The 25,565-nt window shown below is 59.6% G+C and carries 29 protein-coding genes; 16 read left to right on the top strand and 13 right to left on the bottom strand.

Going from position 1 to position 25,565, the window contains the following annotated elements:
- Positions 1-97: 97 nt before the first annotated feature.
- From speE to NK667_RS18255, 5 genes are all read right to left on the bottom strand, one after another.
- Complete coding sequence (speE, locus tag NK667_RS18235; protein ID WP_054615665.1) at positions 98-973, bottom strand: polyamine aminopropyltransferase; 876 nt, start codon at positions 971-973, stop codon at positions 98-100.
- A 274-nt stretch (positions 974-1,247) separates the two neighbouring features.
- Positions 1,248-1,439: a PLDc N-terminal domain-containing protein gene (locus tag NK667_RS18240; RefSeq protein ID WP_054048570.1), complete on the bottom strand. Its 192-nt coding sequence runs from the start codon at positions 1,437-1,439 to the stop codon at positions 1,248-1,250.
- 71 nt (positions 1,440-1,510) lie between these two features.
- A complete protein-coding gene (locus NK667_RS18245) occupies positions 1,511-2,041 on the bottom strand; it encodes a hypothetical protein (RefSeq protein WP_054048571.1) in 531 nt (176 codons plus the stop codon).
- A 239-nt stretch (positions 2,042-2,280) separates the two neighbouring features.
- A complete protein-coding gene (locus NK667_RS18250; RefSeq protein ID WP_054615666.1) occupies positions 2,281-2,799 on the bottom strand; it encodes an ankyrin repeat domain-containing protein in 519 nt (172 codons plus the stop codon).
- Positions 2,800-2,895: 96 nt separating this feature from the next.
- Positions 2,896-4,722 (bottom strand): long-chain-acyl-CoA synthetase, encoded by a 1,827-nt coding sequence (locus NK667_RS18255; protein WP_054615667.1) that lies wholly within the window; start codon positions 4,720-4,722, stop codon positions 2,896-2,898.
- 342 nt (positions 4,723-5,064) lie between these two features.
- Here NK667_RS18255 and NK667_RS18260 point away from each other — a divergent pair, with 342 nt between their 5' ends.
- Complete coding sequence (locus tag NK667_RS18260; protein WP_054048577.1) at positions 5,065-5,343, top strand: DUF3509 domain-containing protein; 279 nt, start codon at positions 5,065-5,067, stop codon at positions 5,341-5,343.
- A 197-nt stretch (positions 5,344-5,540) separates the two neighbouring features.
- On the opposite strand, the gene mtnC is transcribed toward NK667_RS18260, so the two are convergent.
- The 5 genes from mtnC to aroC form a co-directional block, all read right to left on the bottom strand.
- Entirely contained in the window at positions 5,541-6,224 is a 684-nt protein-coding gene (mtnC, locus tag NK667_RS18265; RefSeq protein ID WP_054615668.1) for an acireductone synthase, read from the bottom strand.
- Between the two features lie 4 nt (positions 6,225-6,228).
- Positions 6,229-6,774, bottom strand: a complete 546-nt coding sequence (locus NK667_RS18270; RefSeq protein ID WP_054048581.1) for a 1,2-dihydroxy-3-keto-5-methylthiopentene dioxygenase — start codon at positions 6,772-6,774, stop codon at positions 6,229-6,231.
- Between the two features lie 93 nt (positions 6,775-6,867).
- The gene (locus tag NK667_RS18275; RefSeq protein ID WP_054048583.1) at positions 6,868-7,494 is read right to left on the bottom strand and encodes a methylthioribulose 1-phosphate dehydratase; all 627 of its coding nucleotides are present in this window, start codon (positions 7,492-7,494) and stop codon (positions 6,868-6,870) included.
- Entirely contained in the window at positions 7,491-8,636 is a 1,146-nt protein-coding gene (locus tag NK667_RS18280; RefSeq protein ID WP_054615669.1) for an MFS transporter, read from the bottom strand. Before NK667_RS18280 ends, NK667_RS18275 begins: the two co-directional genes overlap by 4 nt.
- Positions 8,637-8,670: 34 nt before the next feature.
- Positions 8,671-9,762 carry a chorismate synthase gene (gene aroC / locus NK667_RS18285; protein ID WP_054615670.1) on the bottom strand — a complete coding sequence of 364 codons (1,092 nt, stop codon included), beginning with the start codon at positions 9,760-9,762 and terminating at the stop codon, positions 8,671-8,673.
- A gap of 84 nt (positions 9,763-9,846) precedes the next feature.
- Here aroC and NK667_RS18290 point away from each other — a divergent pair, with 84 nt between their 5' ends.
- Positions 9,847-10,845 carry an alpha/beta hydrolase gene (locus NK667_RS18290; protein WP_054048591.1) on the top strand — a complete coding sequence of 333 codons (999 nt, stop codon included), beginning with the start codon at positions 9,847-9,849 and terminating at the stop codon, positions 10,843-10,845.
- Between the two features lie 110 nt (positions 10,846-10,955).
- Positions 10,956-11,747: a hypothetical protein gene (locus tag NK667_RS18295; RefSeq protein WP_054615671.1), complete on the top strand. Its 792-nt coding sequence runs from the start codon at positions 10,956-10,958 to the stop codon at positions 11,745-11,747.
- 106 nt (positions 11,748-11,853) lie between these two features.
- On the opposite strand, the gene prmB is transcribed toward NK667_RS18295, so the two are convergent.
- Positions 11,854-12,762 (bottom strand): 50S ribosomal protein L3 N(5)-glutamine methyltransferase, encoded by a 909-nt coding sequence (gene prmB / locus NK667_RS18300; protein WP_054048595.1) that lies wholly within the window; start codon positions 12,760-12,762, stop codon positions 11,854-11,856.
- 253 nt (positions 12,763-13,015) lie between these two features.
- On the opposite strand from prmB, the gene NK667_RS18305 reads away from it, so the two are divergent.
- From NK667_RS18305 to NK667_RS18325, 5 genes are all read left to right on the top strand, one after another.
- The gene (locus tag NK667_RS18305; protein ID WP_054048597.1) at positions 13,016-13,606 is read left to right on the top strand and encodes a cysteine hydrolase family protein; all 591 of its coding nucleotides are present in this window, start codon (positions 13,016-13,018) and stop codon (positions 13,604-13,606) included.
- A gap of 131 nt (positions 13,607-13,737) precedes the next feature.
- Positions 13,738-14,058, top strand: coding sequence for a hypothetical protein (locus NK667_RS18310; RefSeq protein ID WP_054048599.1), 321 nt, complete (start codon positions 13,738-13,740; stop codon positions 14,056-14,058).
- Between the two features lie 87 nt (positions 14,059-14,145).
- Complete coding sequence (locus tag NK667_RS18315) at positions 14,146-14,703, top strand: Smr/MutS family protein (protein WP_054615672.1); 558 nt, start codon at positions 14,146-14,148, stop codon at positions 14,701-14,703.
- Positions 14,704-14,780: 77 nt separating this feature from the next.
- A complete protein-coding gene (folE, locus tag NK667_RS18320; protein ID WP_003204506.1) occupies positions 14,781-15,326 on the top strand; it encodes a GTP cyclohydrolase I FolE in 546 nt (181 codons plus the stop codon).
- A gap of 104 nt (positions 15,327-15,430) precedes the next feature.
- On the top strand, positions 15,431-15,802 hold the full coding sequence (locus NK667_RS18325) for a glutathione S-transferase N-terminal domain-containing protein (protein ID WP_054048702.1): 372 nt from the start codon (positions 15,431-15,433) through the stop codon (positions 15,800-15,802).
- A 180-nt stretch (positions 15,803-15,982) separates the two neighbouring features.
- On the opposite strand, the gene NK667_RS18330 is transcribed toward NK667_RS18325, so the two are convergent.
- Positions 15,983-17,149: an aminotransferase-like domain-containing protein gene (locus NK667_RS18330; RefSeq protein ID WP_054615673.1), complete on the bottom strand. Its 1,167-nt coding sequence runs from the start codon at positions 17,147-17,149 to the stop codon at positions 15,983-15,985.
- Positions 17,150-17,230: 81 nt separating this feature from the next.
- Between NK667_RS18330 and NK667_RS18335 the strand changes: the two genes are divergently transcribed.
- The 3 genes from NK667_RS18335 (at position 17,231) to NK667_RS18345 (ending at position 20,052) form a co-directional block, all read left to right on the top strand.
- Positions 17,231-17,677, top strand: coding sequence for a MarR family winged helix-turn-helix transcriptional regulator (locus NK667_RS18335; protein WP_054615674.1), 447 nt, complete (start codon positions 17,231-17,233; stop codon positions 17,675-17,677).
- 334 nt (positions 17,678-18,011) lie between these two features.
- On the top strand, positions 18,012-19,361 hold the full coding sequence (locus NK667_RS18340; protein ID WP_054048708.1) for an NCS2 family permease: 1,350 nt from the start codon (positions 18,012-18,014) through the stop codon (positions 19,359-19,361).
- A gap of 64 nt (positions 19,362-19,425) precedes the next feature.
- Positions 19,426-20,052 carry a LysE family translocator gene (locus NK667_RS18345; RefSeq protein WP_054048710.1) on the top strand — a complete coding sequence of 209 codons (627 nt, stop codon included), beginning with the start codon at positions 19,426-19,428 and terminating at the stop codon, positions 20,050-20,052.
- Between the two features lie 171 nt (positions 20,053-20,223).
- On the opposite strand, the gene uraH is transcribed toward NK667_RS18345, so the two are convergent.
- A complete protein-coding gene (gene uraH, locus NK667_RS18350) occupies positions 20,224-20,577 on the bottom strand; it encodes a hydroxyisourate hydrolase (RefSeq protein ID WP_010456673.1) in 354 nt (117 codons plus the stop codon).
- A gap of 419 nt (positions 20,578-20,996) precedes the next feature.
- On the opposite strand from uraH, the gene puuE reads away from it, so the two are divergent.
- The 5 genes from puuE to NK667_RS18375 all read left to right on the top strand — a co-directional run bounded on the left by puuE (position 20,997) and on the right by NK667_RS18375 (position 25,523).
- On the top strand, positions 20,997-21,923 hold the full coding sequence (gene puuE / locus NK667_RS18355; RefSeq protein WP_054615675.1) for an allantoinase PuuE: 927 nt from the start codon (positions 20,997-20,999) through the stop codon (positions 21,921-21,923).
- Positions 21,920-22,435 carry a 2-oxo-4-hydroxy-4-carboxy-5-ureidoimidazoline decarboxylase gene (gene uraD / locus NK667_RS18360; RefSeq protein ID WP_054048714.1) on the top strand — a complete coding sequence of 172 codons (516 nt, stop codon included), beginning with the start codon at positions 21,920-21,922 and terminating at the stop codon, positions 22,433-22,435. Before puuE ends, uraD begins: the two co-directional genes overlap by 4 nt.
- A 90-nt stretch (positions 22,436-22,525) precedes the next feature.
- The gene (gene alc / locus NK667_RS18365) at positions 22,526-23,521 is read left to right on the top strand and encodes an allantoicase (protein WP_054048716.1); all 996 of its coding nucleotides are present in this window, start codon (positions 22,526-22,528) and stop codon (positions 23,519-23,521) included.
- A 146-nt stretch (positions 23,522-23,667) separates the two neighbouring features.
- Entirely contained in the window at positions 23,668-24,171 is a 504-nt protein-coding gene (locus NK667_RS18370) for an ureidoglycolate lyase (RefSeq protein ID WP_007960046.1), read from the top strand.
- Between the two features lie 50 nt (positions 24,172-24,221).
- Positions 24,222-25,523, top strand: a complete 1,302-nt coding sequence (locus NK667_RS18375; RefSeq protein WP_054615676.1) for a urate hydroxylase PuuD — start codon at positions 24,222-24,224, stop codon at positions 25,521-25,523.
- The last annotated feature ends 42 nt before the right edge of the window (positions 25,524-25,565 follow it).

The following is a 25,565-nucleotide window of genomic DNA, read 5'->3' on the forward strand; positions in this document are numbered from 1 at the left end:
TTGCTCGCGAAGGCGTCATGTCAGTCGGCATTAATATTGACTGACACACCGCTTTCGCGAGCAAGCCCGCTCCCACATTGGGATTGTGGATAACTTTTTAATCGTTACTTGGCTTGTTGATCGCGTTCAGCACGTATTGCGGCATCGCGAAAGCGCCGATGTGGATTTCCGGGTTGTAGTAGCGGGTGATGATGCCGCTGCCGGCGAAGCGCTGTTGCAGGGTTTCGCGGGACAATTTGCGATACGCGGTGTTGGTCGCGCCCCAGGCGAAGGTCATCGCGCCGCCGATGTAGGTCGGCACGGCCGCTTGATAGAAGTGCCAGTCCGGGAACAGGCTGCGCAGGCGGCCAGCGGTGGTCTGCACTTCGCCCAGTTGCATGAACGGTGTGCCGTTCTGGGTCACCAGGATGCCGCCTTCGTTCAGGCAACGGTGGCAAGCCTGGTAGAAGTTTTCCGAGAACAGCACTTCACCCGGACCGATCGGGTCGGTGGAGTCGGAAATGATCACGTCGAATTTTTCGGTGGTGGTGGCGACGAAACGCATGCCGTCGTCGATCACCAGGTTCAGCCGTGGGTCTTCGTACGCGCCCTTGGAGTGGTTCGGCAGGAACTCTTTGCACATGTCGACCACGGTGCCGTCGATCTCGACCATGGTGATGTGTTCGACGCTGCCGTGCTTGGCCACTTCACGCAACATGCCGCCGTCGCCACCGCCGATGATCAGCACGCGCTTGGCGGAGCCATGGGCGAGGATCGGCACGTGGGTGAGCATTTCGTGGTAGATGAATTCGTCGGCTTCGGTGGTCTGGATCACACCGTCCAGCGCCATGACCCGGCCCATGCGCGGGTTTTCGAAGATCACCAGGTGCTGGTGTTCGGTGCGCACTTCGTGCAGCAGTTTTTCCATGCGAAAACGCTGGCCGTAGCCTTCGTACAGGGTTTCCAGGTATTCGCTGGTCTTGGTGGTGCTCATGGGAAGTGCTCCGATGAATGCGGCGGCAACGGACGGTTACCCGCCCATGATGGCCAATCGAAAGGCTCGATTGCCCGGGAAAGGCGCGCATTCTACGTTGCGGAACATGACAGGTCGAACGTCAGTTGCTGACGCGGACGCAATCCCATGTGGGAGCGGGTTTGCTCGCGAAGGCGGTGTGGCAGTCAATGTTGATGTCGACTGACATTCCGCCTTCGCGAGCAAGCCCGCTCCCACAGGTCCTGTGTTCCTACAGGTAAACAGGATTCACCCGTTAGATGCGGACGTTGCCTCGTGGCCCGGCGATGGCCCAGATGATCAGGCCCAGTACCGGCAGCAGCAGGATCAGCAGCACCCAGATGATTTTCATCCCGGTTTCGGCGCCACTTTTCAGCACGTTGATGATGGCCCAGATGTCCAGGGCAAGAATGATCAGGCCAACCAGACCGTTGAACGTGGAACCCATGGTGTCGCTCCCAAGATAGTGGCATGCAGTCTTAGGATAGTCGGCCCTTGCAAGGGTTCCGTTTTATTCCATTAAACGTGGATCGCCACTTTCAGGGCTTCCAGGGAAGGCGCGGCGGCGATGCCGACCTGTGCGCACAGTTCGAGCACGCGCGGCACGTCGTTACCGTAGACCAGCACCACTTGCAGTTCATCGTCGAGCAACTGGCTGAAGTTCAGCAGCGTGTAACCGCCGTTGTCCTTGTTCATGCTGCCCATCTGCACCTGGATGCGATTGAGCGCGGTCAGGGCTTCGGTCTTGGCCAGTTGCTTGGGCTTGATGTTGAAGTCGACGCCGGGGCCGAACGAGGCAACGATTTGCGCGAACAGGTCCACGTAGGTGTCGGCCTGGAACAGCACGGTTTCCGGCAGGCTGCCCACCACGACCCATTCGCCCAACGGCATCGGGAAGGTGTCGTCGTAGTTGATGTCCGGGTTGGCTGTCAGAAAAGCCTGCGGATCGGCGTAGGCCTGGGCCGCTTCGTCAGCGATCTTCAGGATTTCGTCATCGCCCATGCACCCGGAGCTGATTTTGCTGATGAGTTCGACGAGTGCGGCTTTCATGGGGATGGATCCTGTAGCGAGGGAAATTTTAGGGCGCGAAGGATACCGCATTAACAGGCATTTTGGCGGGAACCTGTGGCGAGGGGGCTTGCCCCCGTTGGGGCGCGTAGCGGCCCTGAAATCAGACAATGCGATCTTTCAGGTAAACCGTATTCGCCGGGTTTACGACTGCTACGCAGCCGAGCGGGAGCAAGCCCCCTCGCCACAAGAGCCCCGCAGCCACAGGGGAGCGCGTCGGATCAACCGAGCAGCTTCTCAAGCTGAGCAGTGGTATCCGTCGCACCCATAGTCTTCGCCGCGTCCAGCGCGGTCACGCCATTGGCGTCCTTGGCTTTCGGGTCGGCGCCTTTGCTGATCAGGTAGTCGATGATTTCCACGCGGTTGAACATCGCCGCCATCATCAGCGCCGTGCGGCCGTCGAACGACGAACCTTCCACTTGCGCTCCGCCGTCTACCAGCGCCTTGACCACCGCCAGGTCGCCCTTGAACGCGGCGCCGGCAATCGGGCTCTGGCCGTTGTCGTTGCGGATTTCCGGGTCGGCCTTGTGTTCCAGCAACACTTTCACGGTGTCCACGTGGCCGTGGTACGCGGCCAGCATCAGCAAGGTGTCGCCCTTGTGGTTGCGCAGGTTCGGCGGCAGGCCTTTGCTCAGCAGCGCAGCCATCATGGCGGCATCGCCTTCGCGCGCTTTGTTGAACACCTGTTCGGCGAATTCGGCAGCTTCTTCGGGCGTCATCTGGCGGCTTTGGTCTGACATGGAGGACTCTCTATTCGGTCAATCGGAAAGCCGACAGTTTCCCGAGCGCTCCGGCGCCTGTCACTCCTTTTTTCTCATGACCCGCCATAGCCAGATTCAATAGCGGTACTTGCCCGCATGAATATCCGCCAACACTTCCCCCGTGACTTGCACGTAGGTCTGGGTGCCCGGCAGCCACGCATAGATGGGGTCATCGCCGGTCTTGCCGGGGTCGAAAGCTTCGTCCTTGAGTCGGGTCTTCTGGTATTTGAAGGTCCCGGTGGTTTCCATTTTCACCTTCACCCGCAGGAATAAAGGCACCGCGTAGGCAGGCATTTGCTGGCGGGCAAAACTCAGCAATTCGCTGAAATCCAAAGTGGCCAGGGACTCGGCAGGCGTAATCGCTGCCATCCCGGCGCGGCCATTGGTGTTGCGGATTTCTACACCGTAGGCCACCGCCTCGCAGATATTCGGGTGCTTCAACAGGATGTTTTCGACTTCGGTGGTCGAGACGTTCTCGCCCTTCCAGCGGTAGGTATCGCCCAAGCGATCAACAAACTGCGCGTGACCGAAGCCGATATTGCGCAGCAGGTCGCCGGTATTGAAGTAGCGGTCGCCCTTGGCGAAAACGTCGTGGAGCACGACTTTCTCGGTTTTCTGCGGATCGGTGTAGCCGTCCAGCGGCGCCTTGTCGTCGATTTTCGCCAGTAACAAGCCCTGCCCGCCCTTGGCGACTTTGCTCATCAAACCCTTGGCGTTGCGAATCGGCGCGCCGCTGTCGTGGTCATACGCCACCAGCTCCCAGGACATCAGGGAGAAACCGATGGTGTTGTCGAAGTTGAGGATATTGGTGAAACCGATGTTGCCGTCGCTGGCCGCGTACAGCTCGCAAATGTGGCTCACCCCGAAGCGCGTCTTGAACTCGCGCCAGGCGCCGGGGCGCAAGCCATTGCCGATCATCTTGGTCACGCCGTGTTTGTCGTCGTCGGCGCTGACCGGTTGATCGACCAGATAGCGACACAGCTCGCCGACATAACCGAGGGTGGTCGCCTGGTACTTGCGCACGTCGTTCCAGAACTGACTGGCGCTGAATTTGCGGCGGATGGCGAACCCCGAGGCGCCGCTGATGGCCGAGCCCCAGCACACACAAAGCCCGGTGGCGTGGTAGAGCGGCAAGGTGCAATAGACGACGTCTTGCGGCTGCATATCCAGGGCGATCATGCCGAAACTCGCGGCGCTGCGCATCCAGCGCCCGTGTTTGAACACGCCGGCCTTGGGCAACCCAGTGGTGCCGGAGGTGTAGATATAGAAGCAGGTGTCGTCGAAAAACACCTGCTGGCTGCTGGCCGGGTTGTCGTCGGGGGCGTCGGCGCAGGCCATCATCAGGTTGACGAAACGATCGGGCGAAATGCCCGGATAGCTGAAAGTATCACGGTCGGCTACGAACCAGGTGTGCGTCGCCGGGATCGATACCCGCTCGCGAACCGCCGAAAACGCCAGCACCAGCTCTTCGCCGACAATGATCGCCACCGGCGCCACCAGGTTCAGGCTGTGGGCCAGGGTGTCGCGGGTTTGCGAGGTATTAAGCAAGGCGCTGATCGCACCGACCTTGGCCACCGCGAGGATCGTGACCAGCAATTCCGGGCGATTCTCGATGAACACCGCCACCACATCGCCCTTGCCGATGCCTTGGCTGATCAGGTGATGGGCGATGCGATTGGCCCACTGATTGACCTGTGTATAAGTCAGCAGCACCTCGTCTTGCAGCAAGGCGAAGCCATCGGGATTGCGCAAAGTCGCCTGCTCGAAGCTCCAGCCGAGGCCACACGGTTGGGTCGGGTCCTTGACGTTGGCGACCTTCATGCCCTTCACCACCCGGGGAATGGCTTTGGCGATGGTCGGCAATTTGCGGAGCATCATGCCCCAGGTAATCGTGTCGCTCATGGTGGCTCCCGTTGATTTTCTTATTGTCGGGCGGCGTTGATTGAGCCCGAAAATACGTCAGCGGTTCTGAAGCTGTACACGCGGTTTTTGCAATGTTTTGTATCCGCAGTCGATACCTGTGAAAACGCGAACCCTGGCCGTGTGATTCGTTCCATCGAATTGCGCGCGACCACGCAAAATGCAGGATGCACGATGGCCATTCATGCAGTTTGCACGAAAGCAAAAAATCGACATATAAATAACTTATTGATTTATAACGACTTTTAAAAATTCAGGTGCTGGCACAATCGCTGCAACTACCTCTCCATGCTTGCTAATTAAGCGCTAACGGAGCTGATAGACATGAGCCTGATCCAAGAAAAATTTACCTCGCTGTTCTCCAACTTCGATGTGACCACCCAGGCACGACCTGACGGCGGCATCCTGCTGACACTGCGCAGCACCGAAGGCAAAGTCTTCAAGCGTTCGATTTCCTACCAGCAATTGCATGCTGGCGATCAACTGTCGTGGGTGATCAGCGCGATCCGCCGTGACCTGGCTGAACAAGCCAGTGAATTGCCGCAGATCTCCATGCTGCAAAGCCAGCAACGGTTTGCACTGCCGACTTATCATTCGGCGTAAATCGTTAGACGCTGTAAACAGACAGGCCGTGAGAGCTTTCGCTTCACGGCCTGAGTTGTATCTGGGATCGCACAATCACTGTGGAACCCTGTGGGAGCGAGCTTGCTCGCGATGGGGGCGTATCAGTCGACATGCGTATTGACTGACAGGACGCCATCGCGAGCAAGCTCGCTCCCACAGGTTGTATGTGTTGAAGGTTAGAACGTCGAAGGATCAATCCGCGCGAAGCTGTCGACGGTCACATGCCCCGCCAGCTCACCATCCTCTCGCGCCAACCCGCAAGTCGCCATGCCCGCCGTGCGCGCTGCATCCAGCTCTTCGACGATGTCGGACAGGAACAGAATCTGCCCCGGCTCCGAGCCAATCGCCTGAGTAATACGCGCGTAAGACTGCGCCTCACGCTTGGGCCCCGAGGTCGTGTCGAAATAACCGCTGAACAGCGGCGACAAATCCCCCGCCTCCGAGCAGCCGAAAATCAGCTTCTGCGCCTGGATCGAGCCCGAGGAATACACGAACAGTTGATAACCGTCCTGATGCCAGCGCTTGAGCGCTTCAACGGCGTCCGGGTAAACGTGGCCTTTCAACTGCCCGGCCTGATAGCCCTGCTCCCAGACCATGCCTTGCAACGCCTTGAGCGGCGTGGCTTTGCGGTCTTCGGCGATCCAGCCCAGCAGGATCTCGATCACCCGCTCGATGTTGGCCTCGGGTTCATTGCTGTCCCGGCGCACGGCGTCCAGTTGCTCGGCAACGTCCGCCCGCGCAGCGTGCTGGCGAACGAAGTCCGGCAGGTGTTTCGCCGCATACGGAAACAACACGTCGAACACAAAACTCACCGCGCTGGTGGTGCCTTCGATGTCGGTGAGAATCGCTTTGATCGGCATCGGCTCAGTCCTCCAGGCGCGGGAAGCGGCTGGCAATGTCTTCGCCGGTGAACTTGGCGACCCAGCCTTCCGGGTTGTTGAACAGGCGGATCGCGACGAAATGCGGATGCTCGCCCATGTCGAACCAGTGCGGCGTGCCGGCCGGGACCGAGATCAGGTCGTTTTTCTCGCACAGCACCGCGTAGACGTAATCGTCGATGTGCAGGGTAAACAACCCGCGACCGGCGACGAAAAATCGTACTTCGTCTTCGCCATGCCGATGCTCATCAAGGAACTTGGCGCGCAGTTCGGCTTTTTGCGGGTGGTCGCTGTTCAAGCTGATGACATCGACGGTGACGTAGCCACGCTCGGTCATCAGCTTGTCGATTTGTTCCTGGTACGCGGCGATCACTTCTTCCTGGCTGGCGCCGGGCTGGATTTTCGCGGTGGCTTGCCAGCGGTCGAAGCGCACACCCTGTTCGGCCAGGGTCGAGGCGATGTCTTCGAAATGGGTCAAGACCTTGTTCGGGATTTCCGGGCTTGAGACGTGATAAACGGACAGGCTGCTCATGGGGCAATTCCTCGGTATCGGCCGCGCCTTCCGGTTCTTTCAGACCGGTCAGGCCAGGCGCTTCATCAGGCAAATGGGCTACTTCTGGTGAAGTCAGCCTTGGCGGTTCATGACGCTGCGGGTCTTCAACTCGCACTCGAACAAAAATTCAAAGGCCTCGATCTGGCGTAACGCGTCGCTCATGCGTGCGCCCCAGGTGTAGAGGCCGTGGCCGCGAATCAGGTAGCCGACACAATCGGGATGGGCGTCCAGCCAAGGCTGCACCTTGGCGGCCAGGCGCGCAATATCCTGGTCATTGTCGAAAATCGGCACCCGAACGCGCGACTCGTGGGTAGATACGCCGCTGAAGGCTTTTTGCAGTTCGTAGTCTTCGAACTCGATGAAGTCTTGCGGGGTCAAGCGCGACAACACCGTGGCGTTCACCGAATGGGTGTGCAACACCGCGCCGATCTCCGGGCGCCAGCTATACAGCTGGGTGTGCAGCAGGGTTTCGGCAGACGGCTTTTTGCCCGGCTCCAGGCTGTTGCCCGACAGGTCGGTGGCCAGCACATCGTCGAGGCCCAACTGGCCTTTGTGCTTGCCGGACACGGTCAGCAGCGCTTCGGTCGGCGACAGGCGCGTCGAATAGTTGCTGCTGGTGGCCGGCGACCAGCCGCGACCATACAAAAAACGCCCGGCGTCGATGATTTCCTGGGCGAGGTGTTCTCGGGTAAGGCTCATGGCCGGTCCTCTTGCATACGTGTGGCAATGATAACGGCAGCCGCGAAGGCCGCGAGGCTGGCAATACTAAAGGTCAATGTGGCGCCGAGGGCATTCCAGCTGTAGCCGGAATACAACGCGCCGAGTGCGCCGCCGGTGCCGGCGAGTGCCGCGTACAACGCCTGGCCCTGACCTTGCTGGCGCGCGCCGAAACTACGTTGCACGAACTGGATGGCAGCCGCGTGAAAGCTGCCGAAAGTGGCCGCGTGCAACACCTGCGCAAACAACAGCACCGACAAAAATTCAGCGAATGAACCTAGCAGCAACCAGCGCAGGGCCGCCAGCAGAAAACTCGCCAGTAACACCCGGCGTACCGAGAAGCGCGCGAGAATCCGGCTCATGGCCAGGAACATCAGGACTTCAGCCACCACACCGACGGCCCAGAGCATGCCGATCACGCCACGGCTGTAACCGAGACGTTCAAGGTGCAAGGTCAGGAAGGTGTAATACGGGCCGTGGCTCATCTGCATCAGCGCCACACAACCGTAAAACGCCAACACGCCGGGGCTGCGCAGTTGCTTGAGGAAGCCCTCCCCCGTCACCCGTTCGCTCTGCACCGGTTGTGCGTTCGGCACCCACACGCTGCTGACGACGATCCCGGCCATGATCAGCACCAACGCAACGGGATAGACATCCAGGCTCAGCCATTCAAAGACCCGCCCGAGCGCGACCACGGTAATGATGAAACCGATGGAGCCCCACAAACGAATCTGACTGTAACGGGAGGTCTGGCCCTTCAGGTGCGCCAGGGTGATGACTTCGAATTGCGGCAGCACCGCATGCCAGAAGAATGCATGCAGGGCCATGACCATCGCCAGCCAGGCGTAGGTTTTGCTGACGAAGATCAGCGAGAACGTCAGCAGCGTACAGACCGCGCCGAAGCGCACGATGGCCAGGCGTCGGCCGGTGTAGTCGCCGAGCCAGCCCCAGATGTTCGGCGCCACGCAGCGCATCAGCATCGGGATCGCCACCAGTTCGCCGATGCGCGCGCTGGAAAAGCCCAGGTGATCGAAGTACAGCGCCAGGAATGGCGCTGTCGATCCGAGCAAGGCGAAATAGAACAGGTAGAAGCTGGAAAGCCGCCAGTACGGGAGCGCCGCCAACGTCGTCAGACCCCGGCGGCTTTAAAGTCAGCCATTAAAGCTGACCCAACACCGGCGTGCTCACACGCACATCGGCGTTCTGCCCACGATGACGCAGCAGGTGATCCATCAGCACGATGGCCATCATCGCTTCGGCAATCGGCGTGGCACGGATGCCGACGCACGGGTCATGACGACCCTTGGTGATCACGTCCACCGGGTTGCCATGGATGTCGATGGACCGGCCCGGCGTGGTGATGCTCGACGTCGGCTTCAATGCCAGATGCGCGACGATTGGCTGACCCGAAGAGATCCCGCCAAGAATGCCGCCGGCATTGTTGCTGAGGAAACCGTCCGGGGTCATTTCATCGCGGTGTTCGGTGCCGCGCTGGGCGACGCTGGCGAAACCGGCGCCGATTTCCACGCCTTTCACCGCGTTGATGCTCATCAGCGCGTGGGCCAGTTCGGCATCGAGACGGTCGAAGATCGGCTCGCCGAGGCCCGGCATCACGCCTTCAGCGACCACGGTGATCTTCGCGCCGACCGAATCCTGGTCGCGACGCAACTGGTCCATATAGGCTTCCAGTTCCGGCACCTTGTCCGGGTCGGGGCTGAAGAACGCGTTTTCTTCCACCGAATCCCAGGTCTTGAACGGGATTTCAATCGGGCCGAGCTGGCTCATGTAGCCACGAATGACGATGCCCTGGCTGGCCAGGTATTTCTTCGCAATCGCTCCCGCCGCCACGCGCATCGCGGTTTCCCGCGCCGAGCTGCGACCGCCGCCACGGTAATCGCGCTCGCCGTATTTGTGGTGGTAGGTGTAGTCGGCGTGCGCCGGACGGAACAGATCCTTGATCGCCGAGTAGTCCTTGGACTTCTGGTCGGTGTTGCGGATCAACAGGCCAATGGCGCAACCGGTGGTGCGGCCTTCGAACACACCGCTGAGGATTTCGACTTCGTCGGCTTCCTGGCGCTGGGTGGTGTGGCGGCTGGTGCCGGGTTTGCGGCGGTCAAGGTCACGCTGCAGATCCTCCAGGGAAATCTCCAGACCCGGCGGGCAGCCGTCGACAATGGCGACCAACGCCGGACCATGGCTTTCGCCTGCGGTGGTGACAGTGAACAGCTTGCCGTAGGTATTGCCGGACATGCGGGACGCTCCGTGAAATCGAACCTGAATACGTAATGCGCGCCAGTATACGCAGGCTATCCAAGTAGTTCATCCTCGAACCTTATGGGTGCCCGCGAGTCCAACCGGCACCTTATTGATGATGGCGTGATGATGCTGCGAGTTCTAGCCTTGAGCCTTACCCTGTTTACCGGCTTCGTTCAGGCAACTGTCCTACAACGACCGATCAGTTTGGATACCGGCACCGGAGAACTTTTCGGTTCCTTGTTGCTGCCTAAATCCGACGCGCCAGTGCCGGTTGTCCTGATCATTTCCGGCTCCGGTCCTACGGATCGCGACGGAAACAACCCCGACGGCGGACGCAACGACAGCCTCAAGCGCCTGGCCTGGGTGTTGGCCAAACACAACATCGCCAGCGTGCGCTACGACAAGCGCGGCGTGGCGGCGAGCCTGGCCGCGACCCCGGACGAGCGCAATCTGTCGGTGGAAGCCTACGTCGCCGACGCCGAAGCCTGGAGCCAGAAGCTCAAGGCCGACCCGCGTTTCGGCAAACTGATTTTGCTGGGTCACAGCGAAGGCGCGCTGATTGCCACGCTGGCGGCGCCGAGCGTCGATGCGGCGGCAGTGATTTCCATGTCCGGCAGCGCCCGGCCGGTCGATCAAGTGCTGCGCCAGCAACTGAGCAACCGCCTGCCACCGCCGTTGATGCTGCGCAGCAATGAACTGCTCGACAGCCTCAAGGCCGGCCACACCGATGACAACGTGCCGCCGCAGTTGCAGGTGATTTTCCGTCCGAGCGTGCAGCCGTACCTGATTTCGCTGTTCCGCCAGGATCCGGCGGCCGCTTTCGCCAAACTGAAGATGCCGGCGCTGATCATCCAGGGCACCAGCGATATCCAGGTCGGCGTCGGCGACGCCAAGCTGCTGAAAGCCGCCAAACCGGACGCCGAACTGGCGGTGATCGAAGGCATGAACCACGTGATGCGCATCGTGCCCAACGATGTGAAGCGGCAATTGGCCTCCTACAAGGACCCGAATTTGCCACTGGCCGCCGAACTCGGCACGCGGATCCTCGGGTTTATTGACGGACTTCGCTCCAGTTAAGCGCTGTTTAAGCGCTGTTTGCCCTCCAGTCTTGAAAAAAACGGCCGATAAGCCTTTGTCGCCAGCGCTATGACTGGCGGCAAGCAGCGCTTGGACAGGACCTCGCCGTTATGACTGATACCCCGACTTCACCCGACACCACCGCTGAAAAAGACACACCGCCAGCGGTCGAGCTGCCGTGGGCGGACGTCCACGTCGAGCACCACAAGATGCTCCGTCTGGCGCCGCTGCAGACCGACCGCAACACCGGCGGACGGCCATTGCGTTTTGTCGAGTTCGGTTACGCCGAGCGCAACGACAAGCAGCGCAGCCTGATGCGCATGACCATTTCGCTGCCCGGCCAGCGGGTGCGCAAGGAACAGAATCATCTGGACGTCTGGGTCGATCACGAAACCCGACGCGTGCATTTCGGCCCTGCCAGCGGTTTGCAGATTGAACCGATGAACCGTGGCATTGGGCGCTTCCTGGCCGCTCAAGGCATTACCTGGGCGAAAAAGCGCTGGCCCGCTTACACCGTCGACGGCAGCGACCTGAACAACAAGGATGCGCTGAACGAAGACACACGCCTGCGTCGCGATCACTTTTTGCGCATGCATGGTTTTGATGTGGTGTACGCCGACGCCCAGCATTTGAAGGGCAGCGTCAAAGAGGTACAGGTCGGCGACCTGTTGGCGGACTGGAATCGCGAAAAATTGCAACAGGTGGAAATTCTCGAAGCCGCGCAGATGTTGCAGCAGGCCGAGCAGAACCTGGCCGAGCAGGAAGTGAAGCTCAAGAAGCACGAAGAAAAGGTCAGCAAGTACAAGCGTGAAGACGCTGGGCTGCGCTTTACGATTACGTGCCTGGTGGCGTTTGCGGTGTTTCAGGCGGGGTTGTTGATCTGGATTGCTACACACCGGTAGATCAAAAGATCGCAGCCTCGTTTCACTCGACAGCTCCTACAGGGAATGTGGAAATCCTGTAGGAGCTGTCGAGTGAAACGAGGCTGCGATCTTTTGCTTTCGGGGGTCAGACGCGGGAAGCGAACAGCGCCTGATGATCGCGGCACTGCTCCGCCGTCAACATGAACACCCCATGCCCACCGCGCTCGAAATCGAGCCAGGCGAAGTCGACTTCCGGGTACAGCGACTCAACGTGAACCTGGCTGTTGCCCACTTCGACAATCAGCAAACCCTTCTCGGTCAGGTGATTCGCCGCTTCGGCGAGCATCCGGCGCACCAGGTTCAAACCATCGTCACCGCAAGCCAGGCCCAGTTCCGGTTCGTGCTGGTATTCGTCCGGCATGTCGGCGAAATCTTCCGCATCGACGTAGGGCGGGTTCGACACGATCAAGTCGAAACGTTGACCCGGCAAGCCATCAAAGCCATCGCCCTGAACCGTGTACACCCGCTCATCAACGCCATGGCGCTCGATGTTCTGGTTGGCCACCTCCAGCGCTTCGAACGACAGATCGGCCAGCACCACTTCGGCGTTCTGGAACTCATAGGCACAGGCGATGCCGATGCAGCCGGAACCGGTGCACAGGTCGAGAATCCGCGCAGGATCGTTGCCCAGCCACGGCGCAAAGCGCTTTTCGATCAACTCGCCAATCGGCGAACGCGGGATCAGCACGCGCTCATCGACAATGAACGACATGCCGCAGAACCACGCCTCGCCCAACAGGTAAGCGGTAGGAATGCGTTCCTCGATGCGACGCTTGAGCAGGCGTTGCAGATTGACCAGCTCATCCTCTTCCAGATTGCAGTCCAGATAGCTGTCGGCAATTTCCCACGGCAGGTGCAGCGCACCCAATACCAGTTGACGGGCTTCATCCCAGGCGTTGTCGGTCCCATGGCCGAAAAACAGATCCTCCCCATGGAAACGGCTGACGGCCCAACGGATATGGTCACGCAGGGTACGAAGGCGGGAAGTGATCACAGCGGCGACTCCAAATAAAACGACGGGCAGAAAAACGACTGGCAATTCTAACAGCCAAAACGCGCCACGACGACGCAGGAAAAACACCGGATCAGATGTAGGACTTATCCATTTTTCTGCCTGGCTATTGAACAGAATGACCATCTTGACAAGGCTGCAAGCCAGCAACGACGGTGCCTACGATGGTAGCGATTCACAGAACCGCTCAGCCAGAGGACAATGTCGCAAAAGCCCCACTCCAAGGAGCCCCAGAATGTCCGTTCCAAAAACGATGTTTCAACTCAGCGGTCGCGGTTACGCGGCGGCCAATCTGAGCCATGCGACCGTGGTCATCATCGATGCCCAGAAAGAATACCTCAGCGGCCCGCTGGCCCTGAGCGGCATGGATGCTGCCGTCGCGAACATCAAACAAGTGGTGGCCGCTGCCCGTGCAGCCGGTCGGCCGATTGTGCATGTGCGTCACCTCGGCACCGTCGGCGGGCTGTTCGATCCACAGGGCGAGCGCGGGGAATTCATCCCGGGCCTGGAGCCACAGGGCGACGAAACCATTATCGGCAAGCTGCTGCCCAGCGCGTTCCACGGCACCACGCTGTATGATCGCTTGCAGGAACTCGGCTCCCTGGACCTGATCGTCTGCGGTTTCATGAGTCACTCCAGCGTCAGCACCACCGTGCGCGCCGCGAAGAACCTGGGTTTTCGTTGCACCCTGGTGGAAGATGCCTGTGCGACCCGCGACCTGCCTTACAAGGGCGGCGTGCTCAGCGCCGAGCATGTTCAGCAGACCGAAATGGCGATTATGGCGGACAACTTCGCCACCCTCGCCCTGACCCACGATCTGATCTGATCGACTTCAGATGAGCGGTTGATGCCGCCGCTCATCCGCAAAAGCCTATCATTTGCTGCAATTGCCTTAGCCTCAGGAACATCCCGGTCAACTCCCGGTCGAAGGGCCGATACCCATTGAGGAAGGTCGGAATGAAGTTATCCGATGGTTTTGATGCACGCCGCTTGCGGCCCAAAGGCCAAAGCAACTGGCGTTTTCGAATCGGCGCAGCCATTGCAGCCCTGCTGGCGATGCTCGGCGTATTGATGACGCTGGCCGGTGTCGGCAGCCTGCTCGGCCACGCGCCCGCCATGGGCGAGCTGAATACCAACAAGGTCGGTTCGGCAGTGATTCTGGTGATTGGCCTGTTCGTTCTGTACATCGGTGTGTGGCTGTGGCGTCGCTGCCGTCGCCGTTCGCGCCAATCGCAAGCGCTGAACATGGCCCCGCATTTGATGAAAAAACACGACTGAATCCAGGGCCCGGCGTTGCGCCGGGCGCCAATTGTTATGGATAGCGTCTCGACTTGGGTAAACTGGCCGCCCTTCGCGGAGGCTGACATGCAAGACGACGATTTTTCCCTGTTCAAAAGTGCGATCCAAGGCGTCAAGCCGATCAAGCACGATCGCGCCGAAACCGGCAAACCCAAAGCTGACCGCGCGCAGATCGCCAAGCTGCGTCAAGCCGCCACCGTGCGCACCGATGCCACCACCGTTGACGGGTTGTCCGATCAGTTTGTGATTGATGTCGGCCCGGAAGACGAGTTGATGTGGGCCCGCGACGGCGTCCAGGAAAGCCAGATCCGCAAACTCAAGATTGGTCAGATCCCGTTCGAAGGCAGCCTCGACCTGCACGGCATGAACGTGGAAAAGGCTCGGGAAACCCTCTGGGCGTTTCTCGCCGAAGCGACCAAATTCGAAATCCGCTGCGTGCGCGTCACCCACGGCAAGGCAGTACGCCTGGACGGCAAGCGGCCGATGATCAAAAGTCATGTCAACACCTGGCTGCGCCAACATTCACAGGTGCTCGGTTTTACCTCCTGCCAACCGAAACACGGCGGCGCCGGAGCGGTTTATGTGATGCTCAAACGCACCATGATGGAAGGTCGCGACGACTAAAGCTGTCGCGCCACGCTTGCAGCGCCGTGTCCGCCACCGTACCCTTGCCCTTTGCGAAAAATCCCACAGGTAGTTTCATGTCCCTGGAACAGAATTACACCGCGATTCTCGGCCAATTGGGCGAGGACGTCTCCCGCGAGGGCCTGCTCGACACGCCAAAACGTGCCGCCAAAGCCATGCAGTACCTCTGCCGCGGTTATGAACAGACGCTGGAAGAAGTCACCAACGGTGCCTTGTTCAGCTCCGACAACAGCGAAATGGTGCTGGTCAAGGACATCGAGCTCTACTCGTTGTGCGAACACCACCTGCTGCCGTTCATCGGCAAGGCCCACGTCGCCTACATCCCGAGCGGCAAGGTATTGGGGCTGTCGAAAGTCGCGCGGATCGTCGATATGTACGCCCGCCGCCTGCAGATCCAGGAAAACCTCAGCCGCCAGATCGCCGATGCGGTCCAGCAAGTCACCGGCGCCCTGGGCGTTGCGGTGGTGATCGAGGCCAAGCACATGTGCATGATGATGCGCGGTGTCGAGAAGCAGAATTCGTCGATGATCACTTCGGTGATGCTCGGTGAGTTCCGCGAAAACGCAGCGACTCGCAGCGAGTTTCTCAGCCTGATCAAGTAATTCGCGTCACGAAGAAAACCGGCATTCATCGCCGGTTTTTTTTCGCCTGTGAAAAATCAGGTAAGCTGCGCGCCTTTCACAATTCCCACCGTGAGGCTTTCAACGTGTTCGTAAAAGCGCTTCGTGTCGGCCTTGGCCAACTGATCATCTTCATCGACTTCATCACCCGCCCGGGCAAGAAACAGCGCCCGGCCGAGGCTCAGGCTCAGGTCAACTCCGCCGCCAAGGACCTGACCCTGTATCAGTTCCACGCCTGCCCGTTCTGCGTGAAAACCCGCCGGACCCTGCGCCGCTTGAACGTGCCGGTGGCGTTGCGCGATGCGAAGAACAATGAACAGGATCGCCAGACCCTGCTGGACCAGGGCGGCAAGATCAAAGTGCCGTGCCTGCGGATTGAAGAGAATGGCCAGACCACGTGGATGTATGAGTCCAAGGTGATTATTGATTATCTGGATAAGCGGTTTGCGGCGGTTTGATGGGTTTGCGGTGCTCTGACTGACGCCTTCGCGAGCAAGCCCGCTCCCACAGGTGACCGAGTTCCTTCAGGTGAAACGCGGTCGAATGTGGGAGCGGGCTTGCTCGCGAAGAGGTACGCCACAACATCCAGACAAAAATAAACCGGCCCTCGCGCCGGTTTATTCATTTCTACCCTCCCCTCAAGCCGCTTCCGCCACCAGCGCCTGCCTGACCACCGCCGCCAACCGCTTCAACCCTTCATCCAACCGCGCCGGATCAATGTGACTGAAATTCAGCCGCAGATGCCCAGGATGATTGTCCGGGTCCGGAAAGAATGGCTCCCCCGGCATAAACGCCACATCCGCCGCCAACGCAGCCTTGAGCAAGGTTCGAGTATCCAGCGGTTGCTTGAGTGTCAGCCAGAAAAACAGCCCGCCTTGCGGCACGTTCCAGTCCGCCAGATCGGAGAAATGGGTTTCCAGTGCTGACTGGAAAGCATCCCGGCGCACCCGATAGAAGTCCCGCAATTCGCTGAGGTGCTGCTGGAATTTCTCGGTGCCGATCCATTGCAGCGCCTGCCACTGCCCTACTCGATTGGTGTGCAGATCCGCCGATTGCTTGAGTTTCAACAAGTGTGGGAACAGGTCCGGGCTGGCGATCAGGTAACCGACCCGCAGCCCTGGCAACAGGGTTTTGGACACGGTGCCGGTGTAGATCCAACTGGCCTTTTTCAAGCGACTGACAATCGGTGTGGCACTGCCGCCGTCGAAGGTTAGCTCGCGGTACGGTTCGTCTTCGATCAGCGTGACACCGAATTCGTCCAGCAACGCCGCCACCGCATCGCGCTTGGCTTCGCTGTAGCGCACTGCCGACGGGTTCTGGAAGGTCGGGATCAGGTAGATGAAGGCGGGTTTGTGCTGTTCCAGGCGCGCCCGCAACTGAGGCAGGTTCGGGCCGTCGGCTTCCTGCGGGACGGTGATGCAGTCGGCGCCGAACAGCTGGAAAATCTGCAACGCCGCCAGATAGGTCGGCGCTTCGAGCAGGATCTCGGTGCCTTTGTCGATGTAGAGCTTGGCCGCCAGATCGAGAGTTTGCTGGGAGCCGCTGACCACCAGCACCTGACTTGCCTCGCACGGCACACCTAACGCTCGCGCTTCGGCAGCGAGGGCTTCGCGCAACGCAGGCTCACCTTCGCTCATGCCGTATTGGCCCATGGACAACGGCATGTCGGCCCATTCGACTTTCGGCAGCATGGCTTCGGCCGGCAAGCCGCCAGCGAACGACATCACCTCCGGGCGCTGGGCTGCGGCGAGGATTTCACGGATCAAAGAACTTTTAAGGCGCGAGACACGTTCGGAAAAAGCCATGGGGTCACCGGTAGCGAGGCCTGAGGAAAATGAGTCAAACTGGTTGACCGAAATTACGACAGCTTGAGCGGATACGTCAATATGCTTGACCTTAAAAACCCAACGACCCAGCAACACGCCATGGAAGCGTTTTTCTTCGGCTACCAGGCGTTCACCGCCAAGGCTGACGAAATGCTTGAACGTCGAGGCTTGAGTCGGGTGCATCAACGCATCGTGTTTTTCATCGCCCGCTACCCGAACCTGAGCGTGAAGGAATTGCTCGCGCTGCTAGGCGTGACCAAGCAGGCGCTGAACATGCCGTTGCGGCAATTGGTGGAAATGCATCTGGTGGAGAGCGTGGCGTCCGAGGCCGACAAGCGTAAGCGGCTGCTGGAGTTGACCGAGGATGGCGCGCGGTTCGAGCAGTCATTGCGGCGTGAGCAGGTGAAATTGCTGGAGCGGGTGTTTGCCGAGGCTGGGGAAGCGGCGGTGGATGGGTGGTTGGCGGTGAATCTGGCGTTGGGGAAAAGCCAAGTGACCGCGGACTAAGCGGACTGTCTGTTGGATTTTTATGAATTGATCTGGCGCCTTCGCGAGCAAGCCCGCTCCCACAGGTGATCGGGTTCCTTCAGGGGAATGCGGTCGAGTGTGGGAGCGGGCTTGCTCGCGAAGGCGTCCCTCCAGGCGATATATCCCTATCGCCAGACTTTTCGTCGACAAAATCAAAAACATTATTTGCTTTATTTGTATACAAAAGCATAATCCACTTCGTGCGAGTTCCTGACCAAGAGGTCAACAAATTCGCAAGTGCCTCAAAGGGCCGCTGCCACCCTCATGGGTCCGGCCCTGGAAATAAAAATAAAACTCTTGAGGAGTACTCGCTGTGGAAAGCCGCAAATCCGAAGCCCCGTCGCTGGATCTCTCGCCGCCGTTACGCAATGGCTGGCTGGAGCGCATCTTCAAACTCTCCTTGCACGGCACCACGGTGAAGACCGAGCTGATTGCCGGTCTGACAACCTTCATCACCATGGCTTACATCATCTTCGTCAACCCGAACATCATGGCCGACGCCGGCATTGATCACGGCGCCGCGTTCGTCGCCACGTGCATCGCCGCTGCGCTGGGTTGCCTGTTGATGGGCCTGTACGCCAACTGGCCGGTCGGCCTCGCGCCGGGTATGGGCCTCAACGCATTCTTCACCTACACCGTGGTCGGCACCATGGGCTACAACTGGGAAACCGCCCTCGGCGCGGTGTTTGTCTCCGGTGTGTTGTTCATGATCCTGACCTTCTCCAAGATTCGCGAATGGCTGCTCAACAGCATTCCGGTCAGTCTGCGCTACGCCATGGGCGCCGGTGTCGGGCTGTTTTTGGGGATCATCGGCCTGAAAACCGCCGGCATCGTCGTCGACAGCCCGGCGACCCTGATCAAGCTCGGCTCCTTGCGCGAACCCGGCCCGCTGCTGGCCGCCATCTGCTTCCTGATGATTGCGGTGCTCAGCTACCACAAAGTCTTCGGCGCGATTCTCATCAGCATCATCACCGTGACCCTCGCCGGTTGGGGACTGGGCCTGGTCCACTACGAGGGCATCATGTCTGCCCCGCCAAGCCTGGCGCCGACCTGGATGGCCATGAACGTGGCCGGCGTGTTCAACGTCAGCATGATCAGCGTAGTGCTGGCCTTCCTTTTCGTGCACATGTTTGACACCGCCGGCACCTTGATGGGCGTCGCCCAGCGCGCCAATCTGGTGAATGCTGAAGGCCGCATCGAAAACCTGTCCCGCGCCATGAAAGCCGATAGCGCCTCCAGCGTTTTCGGGGCGATGGTCGGTGTTCCGCCAGTAACAAGCTATGTAGAAAGTGCCGCGGGTGTAGCCGCTGGTGGTCGGACTGGTCTTACCGCAGTGACCGTAGGTGTGCTATTTATTGCCGCGATGTTCTTCGCACCGCTGGCTGGCATGATTCCCGCTTACGCAACCGCCGGTGCGCTGATTTATGTAGCGATGCTGATGATGAGCGGCATGGCGCACATCGAATGGGATGAAGCGACTGACAGCATTCCGGCGATTGTCACCGCGATCATGATGCCGTTGACCTTCTCGGTCGCCGATGGCATCGCGCTGGGCTTCATCACTTATGTGGTGCTGAAGGCCGGCACCGGTAAGTACAAGGAAATTTCCGTCAGCTTGTGGGTGCTCTGCGCGATCTTTATCGCCAAGTTCGTTTTCTTGTAAGCGGTCATAGCTTCAAACAGCCTCACCCCGTCGGGTGGGGCTTTTGCATATTTGGAGGAAAGTGATGAGTCTGGAAACCTGGCTGCTGTTCAGCGGCGCTGCGCTGGTGGTGATCCTGATCCCGGGGCCATTGTCTTTGCTGATGATCAGCAACAGTTTGAACTACGGTTTGCGCCGTTCCTACCCGGCGTTTCTCGGTGGAGTGATTGCCTCGATTTGCTTGCTCAGTGCCTCGGCATTGGGTCTGGGCGCTCTGCTGCTGGCGTCGGAACAGCTGTTCAGCGCGCTGAAGATCGTCGGCGCGCTGTACCTGTTCTACCTCGCCTGGCAGAGCTGGCAGCAATCGCGTCAGCCATCAGTCGGTGCCGAAGTGCCCCAGGCTGCGCCAGTGCCGCGTTTTCGTGCGCTGTTTGGTCGCGCGTTCGTGCTGGGTGCGAGCAATCCGAAAGACATCCTGTTCTTCGCCGCTTTCCTGCCGCAATTCTTGAGCGCCGAGCAACCGTTCCTGCCGCAATTGTTGGTGATGATCGCTACCTGGACCGTGCTCGATCTGTTGTGCAAGTTGGCCTATGGGCTGGGCGCGCATGGCGCGGCGCGGTATCTGCGCACGGGCAAAGGGCAGAGTTGGTTTAACCGGATCAGTGCCGGGTTGTTCAGTGGTGCGGGGGCGGCGTCGTTGTTGAGCCGTTAAGCGCAAAAGATCGCAGCCTCGTTGCACTCGACAGCTCCTACAGGGGAATGCGTTTCCATGTAGGAGCTGCCGAAGGCTGCGATCTTTTGACTTTCCCAAGGACAAAAAAAAGCCCGCAGTGTGGGCGGGCAAAAGACCAAAGAAGCTTTATGCGCAGATTCTTGGGGGAGTCTAGCTTCCTCTGTAGGTCGAATAGCTATAGGGCGAAATCAGCAACGGCACATGGTAGTGATCCTGCTCGGCAGAGATGCCGAACCGCAGCACCACCACATCCAGGAACGCCGGCTCCGGCAGCTGAACGCCACGGGCGCGGTAGTAATCGCCCGCATGAAACTGAACCTGATAGACCCCGGAACGGTAGTCATCGCCTTGCAGCAACGGTGCATCGACACGGCCATCGCTGTTGGTGATCGCACTGGCGACCAATTCCAGTTGCGAGCCTTCAACGCGGTACAACTCGACCTTGATCGAGCTGCCCGGGCAACCGTGTGCAGCGTCCAAAACGTGTGTAGTCAAACGTCCCATTGATTCTGCGCGTCTGGCTGCATGCTGCAGTCAGGCCTCGCGCCTCCCGAAGTCAGTTGAAAGGAGACCGCACCGTTTCGGAGCACGAAAAGCTGCGGCGAGCGACTGATTAAGACACTTTTCAAAAAAATTGTACACAATAAAAACGACATTTTTATCCTGACCACCGCCATTCCACGATTCACGGCGAATCTGACCACAAACCATGCGTGCAGCGGACCTTCTATCCATTAGCTGACCAGTCAGGCAGGTTTCTTGCAGTAGCATCCTTTCATGACAGTCAATGAAAAATGCAAAAATTCAGGCTTACAAAGTGGATATAAAGTTGTATACAATCAGCCCATCGCTGTGACGCCAGCCTTGCGTCTGATCGCCAGGCCGCCACACAAACCTGTCAACGAATAAGAAGGAAGACTGCAGTGAGCGCTGACTACCCACGCGACCTGGTCGGTTACGGCAGTAACCCTCCGCACCCACACTGGCCGGGCAATGCCCGCATCGCCCTGTCCTTCGTGCTCAATTACGAGGAAGGTGGCGAGCGCAATATCCTGCACGGCGATAAAGAATCCGAAGCCTTCCTCTCGGAAATGGTCTCGGCGCAGCCGCTGCAAGGCGCGCGCAACATGAGTATGGAATCCCTTTACGAGTATGGCAGCCGCGCCGGCGTGTGGCGGGTGCTGAAGCTGTTCAAGGAATTCGACATCCCGTTGACCATCTTCGCCGTCGCGATGGCCGCCCAGCGCCACCCGGACGTGATCCGCGCGATGGTAGATGCTGGCCACGAGATCTGCAGCCACGGCTACCGCTGGATCGACTATCAGTACATGGACGAAGCGCAGGAACGCGAGCACATGCTCGAAGCGATCCGCATCCTCACCGAACTCACCGGCGAACGCCCATTGGGCTGGTACACCGGCCGCACCGGCCCGAACACCCGTCGGCTGGTGATGGAAGAAGGCGGTTTCCTCTACGACTGCGACACCTACGACGACGACCTGCCCTACTGGGAACCGAACAACCCGACCGGCAAGCCGCACCTGGTGATCCCGTACACCCTGGACACCAACGACATGCGCTTCACTCAGGTCCAGGGTTTCAACAAGGGCGACGATTTCTTCGAATACCTCAAAGACGCGTTCGATGTGCTGTACGCCGAAGGTGCCGAAGCGCCGAAGATGCTCTCGATTGGTCTGCACTGCCGCTTGATCGGCCGTCCGGCGCGTCTCGCCTCGCTCAAGCGCTTTATCGAATACGCTAAAAGTCATGAACAGGTGTGGTTCAGCCGCCGTGTCGACATCGCTCGCCACTGGCACGACACCCACCCGTACCAAGGGGCTGCCAAATGAGCACCTTTCAAACCCTGAAACCGTCGAGCCTGAACCGCGATGCATTCGTCGCCGCGTTCGCTGACATCTACGAACATTCGCCATGGGTGGCCGAGAAGGCCTTCGACCTGGGCCAGGACGCTTCGATCGACCAGATCGAAACCCTGCACCAGCGCATGAGCGACATCCTGTTGAGCGCTGATCACGCAAGCCAACTGGCCCTGATCAACGCTCACCCGGACCTGGCCGGCAAAGCCGCCGTCCAGGGCCAACTGACCGAAGCCAGCACCAATGAACAAGCGGGCGCCGGTATTCACCAATGCACGGCCGAAGAGTTCCAGCGCTTCACCGAGCTGAACGACGCCTACAAGGCCAAGTTCAAGTTTCCCTTCATCATGGCGGTAAAAGGCAGCAACCGGCATCAGATCCTCGCGGCGTTCGAAACGCGCATTCACAACTCGGCAGATACCGAATTCAAATGCGCGCTGGCAGAGATCAACAAGATCGCCCTGTTCCGTTTACTGACCCTATAGCGAGCCTGGCCCGAGAAACCTCATGAACGCTTGCGTTTCCCAGGGCCCTGCAAGCATCCCAAGCCAACTTATTAAAGGCAGACAAGAAGAATGAAAGCTTACGCCGTACCTTTCGAGAAGTTCGTCAACCTGGCCGACGCCCGCCTGGGCACCAAAATCATCTCGGTCACCGATGACTGGTTCGCTGATGCCAACCGCCTGTTCCAGCCAACCCCGGCTGTGTGGAAAGAAGGCGTGTTCGATGACAACGGCAAGTGGATGGACGGCTGGGAATCGCGCCGCAAGCGCTTCGAAGGCTATGACAGCGCCGTGATCCGCCTGGGTGTAGCAGGCTCGATCAAAGGCGTGGACATCGACACTTCATTCTTCACCGGCAACTACCCGCCGTCGGCCTCCCTGGAAGCCTGTTTCCTGGCTGAAGGCGAGCCAACCGAAAACACCCAGTGGGTTGAAGTGCTGTCGGCCGTCGAGCTGCAAGGCAACAGCCACCACTACCACGAAATCAATAACGACCAGGCCTTCAGCCACCTGCGCTTCAACATCTACCCGGATGGCGGCGTGGCGCGTCTGCGCGTGTACGGCGTGCCGCACCGCGACTGGTCGGCCGTTGGCGACAACGAGCAGATCGACCTCGCTGCAGCCTTGAACGGTGGCCGCGCCCTCGCCTGCTCCGACGAACACTTCGGTCGCATGAGCAACATCCTCAACCCGGGCCGTGGCATCAACATGGGCGACGGCTGGGAAACTGCACGTCGTCGCACGCCGGGCAATGACTGGGTAATCGTCGCCTTGGGTCATGCCGGCGAAGTCGAGAAAGTCATCGTCGACACCCTGCACTTCAAGGGCAACTACCCGGACACGTGCTCGATCCAGGGCGCTTTCGTGAAGGGCGGCACCGACAGCCAGATCGAAACCCAATCGCTGTTCTGGCGCGAACTGCTGCCAGCGCAGAAACTGGAAATGCACGCCGAACACACCTTCGCCGAGCAGATCAAGGCCCTGGGCCCGATCACCCACATCCGCCTGAACGTGTTCCCGGATGGTGGTGTGAGTCGCCTGCGCGTATTGGGCAAGGTCGCTAAATAAGCGCTGAACCTGTGGCGAGGGAGCTTGCTCCCGCTGGGCTGCGAAGCGGCCCCAAAAGCTTGGGAGCGCTTCGCACTCCAGCGGGAGCAAGCTCCCTCGCCACAAGAGCGGAACCAACAACACAGAACTCGGAAAAGAAGACCAGCATGCGCACACTGACGATTGAACCGCTGACCAAAGAAGCCTTCGCCCCTTTCGGTGACGTGATCGAAACCGACGGCAGCGATCACTTCATGATCAACAACGGTTCGACCATGCGCTTCCATAAACTGGCGACGGTGGAAACCGCCACGCCAGAGGACAACGCGATCATCAGCATCTTCCGCGCCGACGCGCAGGACATGCCGCTGACCGTCAGCATGCTGGAGCGTCACCCGCTGGGCAGCCAGGCTTTCATTCCGCTGCTCGGCAACCCCTTTCTGATCGTGGTCGCGCCACTTGGCGATGAACCTGTATCAGGCTTGGTCCGCGCCTTCGTTACCAACGGCAGGCAGGGCATTAATTACCATCGCGGCGTTTGGCACCATCCGGTGCTGACGATCGAAAAGCGGGATGACTTCCTGGTGGTTGATCGCAGTGGCACAGGCAATAACTGCGATGAGCATTTTTTCAAAGAGGATGAGCGTTTGATCCTCGCCCCCCACCAATAAGAGAAGGTCTGATCACTCGACAACAGAGTGACAGGCGAGAGGTAAAGACTGTGGAAGCACATCTGTTGGAATGGCTGAACCTGAGCGTGCGCTGGGTTCACATGATTACTGGCGTGGCCTGGATCGGTGCGTCGTTCTATTTCGTCTGGCTGGAAAACAACCTCAATCGGGTCAACCCGAAAAGTGGTCTGGCAGGCGATCTGTGGGCGATCCATGGCGGCGGTATCTATCACCTGGAAAAATACAAACTGGCTCCACCGACCATGCCGGACAACCTGCACTGGTTCAAATGGGAAGCCTACTTCACCTGGATGTCAGGGATCGCGCTGCTGTGCGTGGTGTTCTACTCCAACCCGACGTTGTACCTGCTGGCACCGGGCAGCACCCTGAGCGGTCCTGAAGGCGTGGCCATCGGTATCGGCTCGCTGTTCATCGGCTGGTTCATCTACTCCTTCCTGTGCGACTCGGCCCTGGGCAAACGCCCTGCCCTGCTGGGTTTCATCCTGTTCGTGCTGATCATTGGCGCCGCTTACGGCTTCAGCAAAGTGTTCAGCGGTCGGGGTGCGTACCTGCACGTCGGCGCGATCATCGGCACCATCATGGTCGGCAACGTGTTCCGCATCATCATGCCGGCGCAACGCGCACTGGTCGCGGCAATTGCCGAGAACCGCACACCGGATCCGGCGCTGCCGGCCAAAGGTTTGCTGCGTTCACGGCACAACAACTACTTCACCTTGCCGGTGCTGTTCATCATGATCAGCAACCACTTCCCGAGCACCTACGGCAGCCAATACAACTGGCTGATCCTGGCCGGGATCGCGGTGCTGGCGGTGTTGGTGCGTCACTACTTCAACACCCGTCACGACAGCCACAAGTTTGCCTGGACCCTGCCGGTCGCCGCTGTCGGCATGATCAGCCTGGCCTACGTGACCGGCCCGGCACAGATGCCGAGCGCACCGGAAGTGGCCAAGGCCCCTGGCACCATCGAGTACCAGCCGTTGCCGGAAACCGCCCTGGGCGGTGGCGCCAAACCTGCTGAAGCCAAGCCTGCCGCGCCTGCCGCTGCACCGGCCCAAGCTTCGAACCAGGGCCCGGCGTTCGACAAGGTGCACAGCGTGATTCAGGAACGCTGCGCCGTGTGCCACTCGGCCAAACCGACCAGCCCGCTGTTCAGTGCAGCCCCGGCCGGCGTGATGTTCGACACCCCGCAACAAATCCAGCAATTGGCCCCGCGGATCCAGGCGCAAGCCGTCGCCAGCCAGATCATGCCACTGGGCAACATCACACAGATGACCCAGCAAGAGCGTGACCTGATTGGTGCCTGGATCAACCAGGGAGCCCAGACCAATTAAGTAAAAAGCCATTGTGGCAGTAGGGCTTGTGTGGCGAGGGGG

This window comes from Pseudomonas nunensis, from assembly GCF_024296925.1.
Taxonomy (GTDB): domain Bacteria; phylum Pseudomonadota; class Gammaproteobacteria; order Pseudomonadales; family Pseudomonadaceae; genus Aquipseudomonas; species Aquipseudomonas nunensis.

What these genes read in the sequence shown, in the direction of transcription:
- NK667_RS18345 (WP_054048710.1), top strand. Translation starts at nt 19,426, where the DNA reads ATGAGTCTGGAAACCTGGCTGCTGTTCAGCGGCGCTGCGCTGGTGGTG.
- NK667_RS18335 (WP_054615674.1), top strand. Translation starts at nt 17,231, where the DNA reads ATGCTTGACCTTAAAAACCCAACGACCCAGCAACACGCCATGGAAGCG.
- aroC (WP_054615670.1), bottom strand. Translation starts at nt 9,762, where the DNA reads ATGTCCGGCAATACCTACGGCAAGCTGTTCACTGTCACCACCGCAGGC.
- NK667_RS18260 (WP_054048577.1), top strand. Translation starts at nt 5,065, where the DNA reads ATGAGCCTGATCCAAGAAAAATTTACCTCGCTGTTCTCCAACTTCGAT.
- folE (WP_003204506.1), top strand. Translation starts at nt 14,781, where the DNA reads ATGTCCCTGGAACAGAATTACACCGCGATTCTCGGCCAATTGGGCGAG.
- NK667_RS18310 (WP_054048599.1), top strand. Translation starts at nt 13,738, where the DNA reads ATGAAGTTATCCGATGGTTTTGATGCACGCCGCTTGCGGCCCAAAGGC.
- NK667_RS18240 (WP_054048570.1), bottom strand. Translation starts at nt 1,439, where the DNA reads ATGGGTTCCACGTTCAACGGTCTGGTTGGCCTGATCATTCTTGCCCTG.
- NK667_RS18315 (WP_054615672.1), top strand. Translation starts at nt 14,146, where the DNA reads ATGCAAGACGACGATTTTTCCCTGTTCAAAAGTGCGATCCAAGGCGTC.
- NK667_RS18245 (WP_054048571.1), bottom strand. Translation starts at nt 2,041, where the DNA reads ATGAAAGCCGCACTCGTCGAACTCATCAGCAAAATCAGCTCCGGGTGC.
- NK667_RS18250 (WP_054615666.1), bottom strand. Translation starts at nt 2,799, where the DNA reads ATGTCAGACCAAAGCCGCCAGATGACGCCCGAAGAAGCTGCCGAATTC.
- NK667_RS18330 (WP_054615673.1), bottom strand. Translation starts at nt 17,149, where the DNA reads ATGGCTTTTTCCGAACGTGTCTCGCGCCTTAAAAGTTCTTTGATCCGT.
- NK667_RS18370 (WP_007960046.1), top strand. Translation starts at nt 23,668, where the DNA reads ATGCGCACACTGACGATTGAACCGCTGACCAAAGAAGCCTTCGCCCCT.
- NK667_RS18290 (WP_054048591.1), top strand. Translation starts at nt 9,847, where the DNA reads ATGGGTGCCCGCGAGTCCAACCGGCACCTTATTGATGATGGCGTGATG.
- uraH (WP_010456673.1), bottom strand. Translation starts at nt 20,577, where the DNA reads ATGGGACGTTTGACTACACACGTTTTGGACGCTGCACACGGTTGCCCG.
- NK667_RS18255 (WP_054615667.1), bottom strand. Translation starts at nt 4,722, where the DNA reads ATGAGCGACACGATTACCTGGGGCATGATGCTCCGCAAATTGCCGACC.
- NK667_RS18275 (WP_054048583.1), bottom strand. Translation starts at nt 7,494, where the DNA reads ATGAGCCTTACCCGAGAACACCTCGCCCAGGAAATCATCGACGCCGGG.
- NK667_RS18295 (WP_054615671.1), top strand. Translation starts at nt 10,956, where the DNA reads ATGACTGATACCCCGACTTCACCCGACACCACCGCTGAAAAAGACACA.
- mtnC (WP_054615668.1), bottom strand. Translation starts at nt 6,224, where the DNA reads ATGCCGATCAAAGCGATTCTCACCGACATCGAAGGCACCACCAGCGCG.
- speE (WP_054615665.1), bottom strand. Translation starts at nt 973, where the DNA reads ATGAGCACCACCAAGACCAGCGAATACCTGGAAACCCTGTACGAAGGC.
- NK667_RS18305 (WP_054048597.1), top strand. Translation starts at nt 13,016, where the DNA reads ATGTCCGTTCCAAAAACGATGTTTCAACTCAGCGGTCGCGGTTACGCG.
- NK667_RS18270 (WP_054048581.1), bottom strand. Translation starts at nt 6,774, where the DNA reads ATGAGCAGCCTGTCCGTTTATCACGTCTCAAGCCCGGAAATCCCGAAC.
- uraD (WP_054048714.1), top strand. Translation starts at nt 21,920, where the DNA reads ATGAGCACCTTTCAAACCCTGAAACCGTCGAGCCTGAACCGCGATGCA.
- alc (WP_054048716.1), top strand. Translation starts at nt 22,526, where the DNA reads ATGAAAGCTTACGCCGTACCTTTCGAGAAGTTCGTCAACCTGGCCGAC.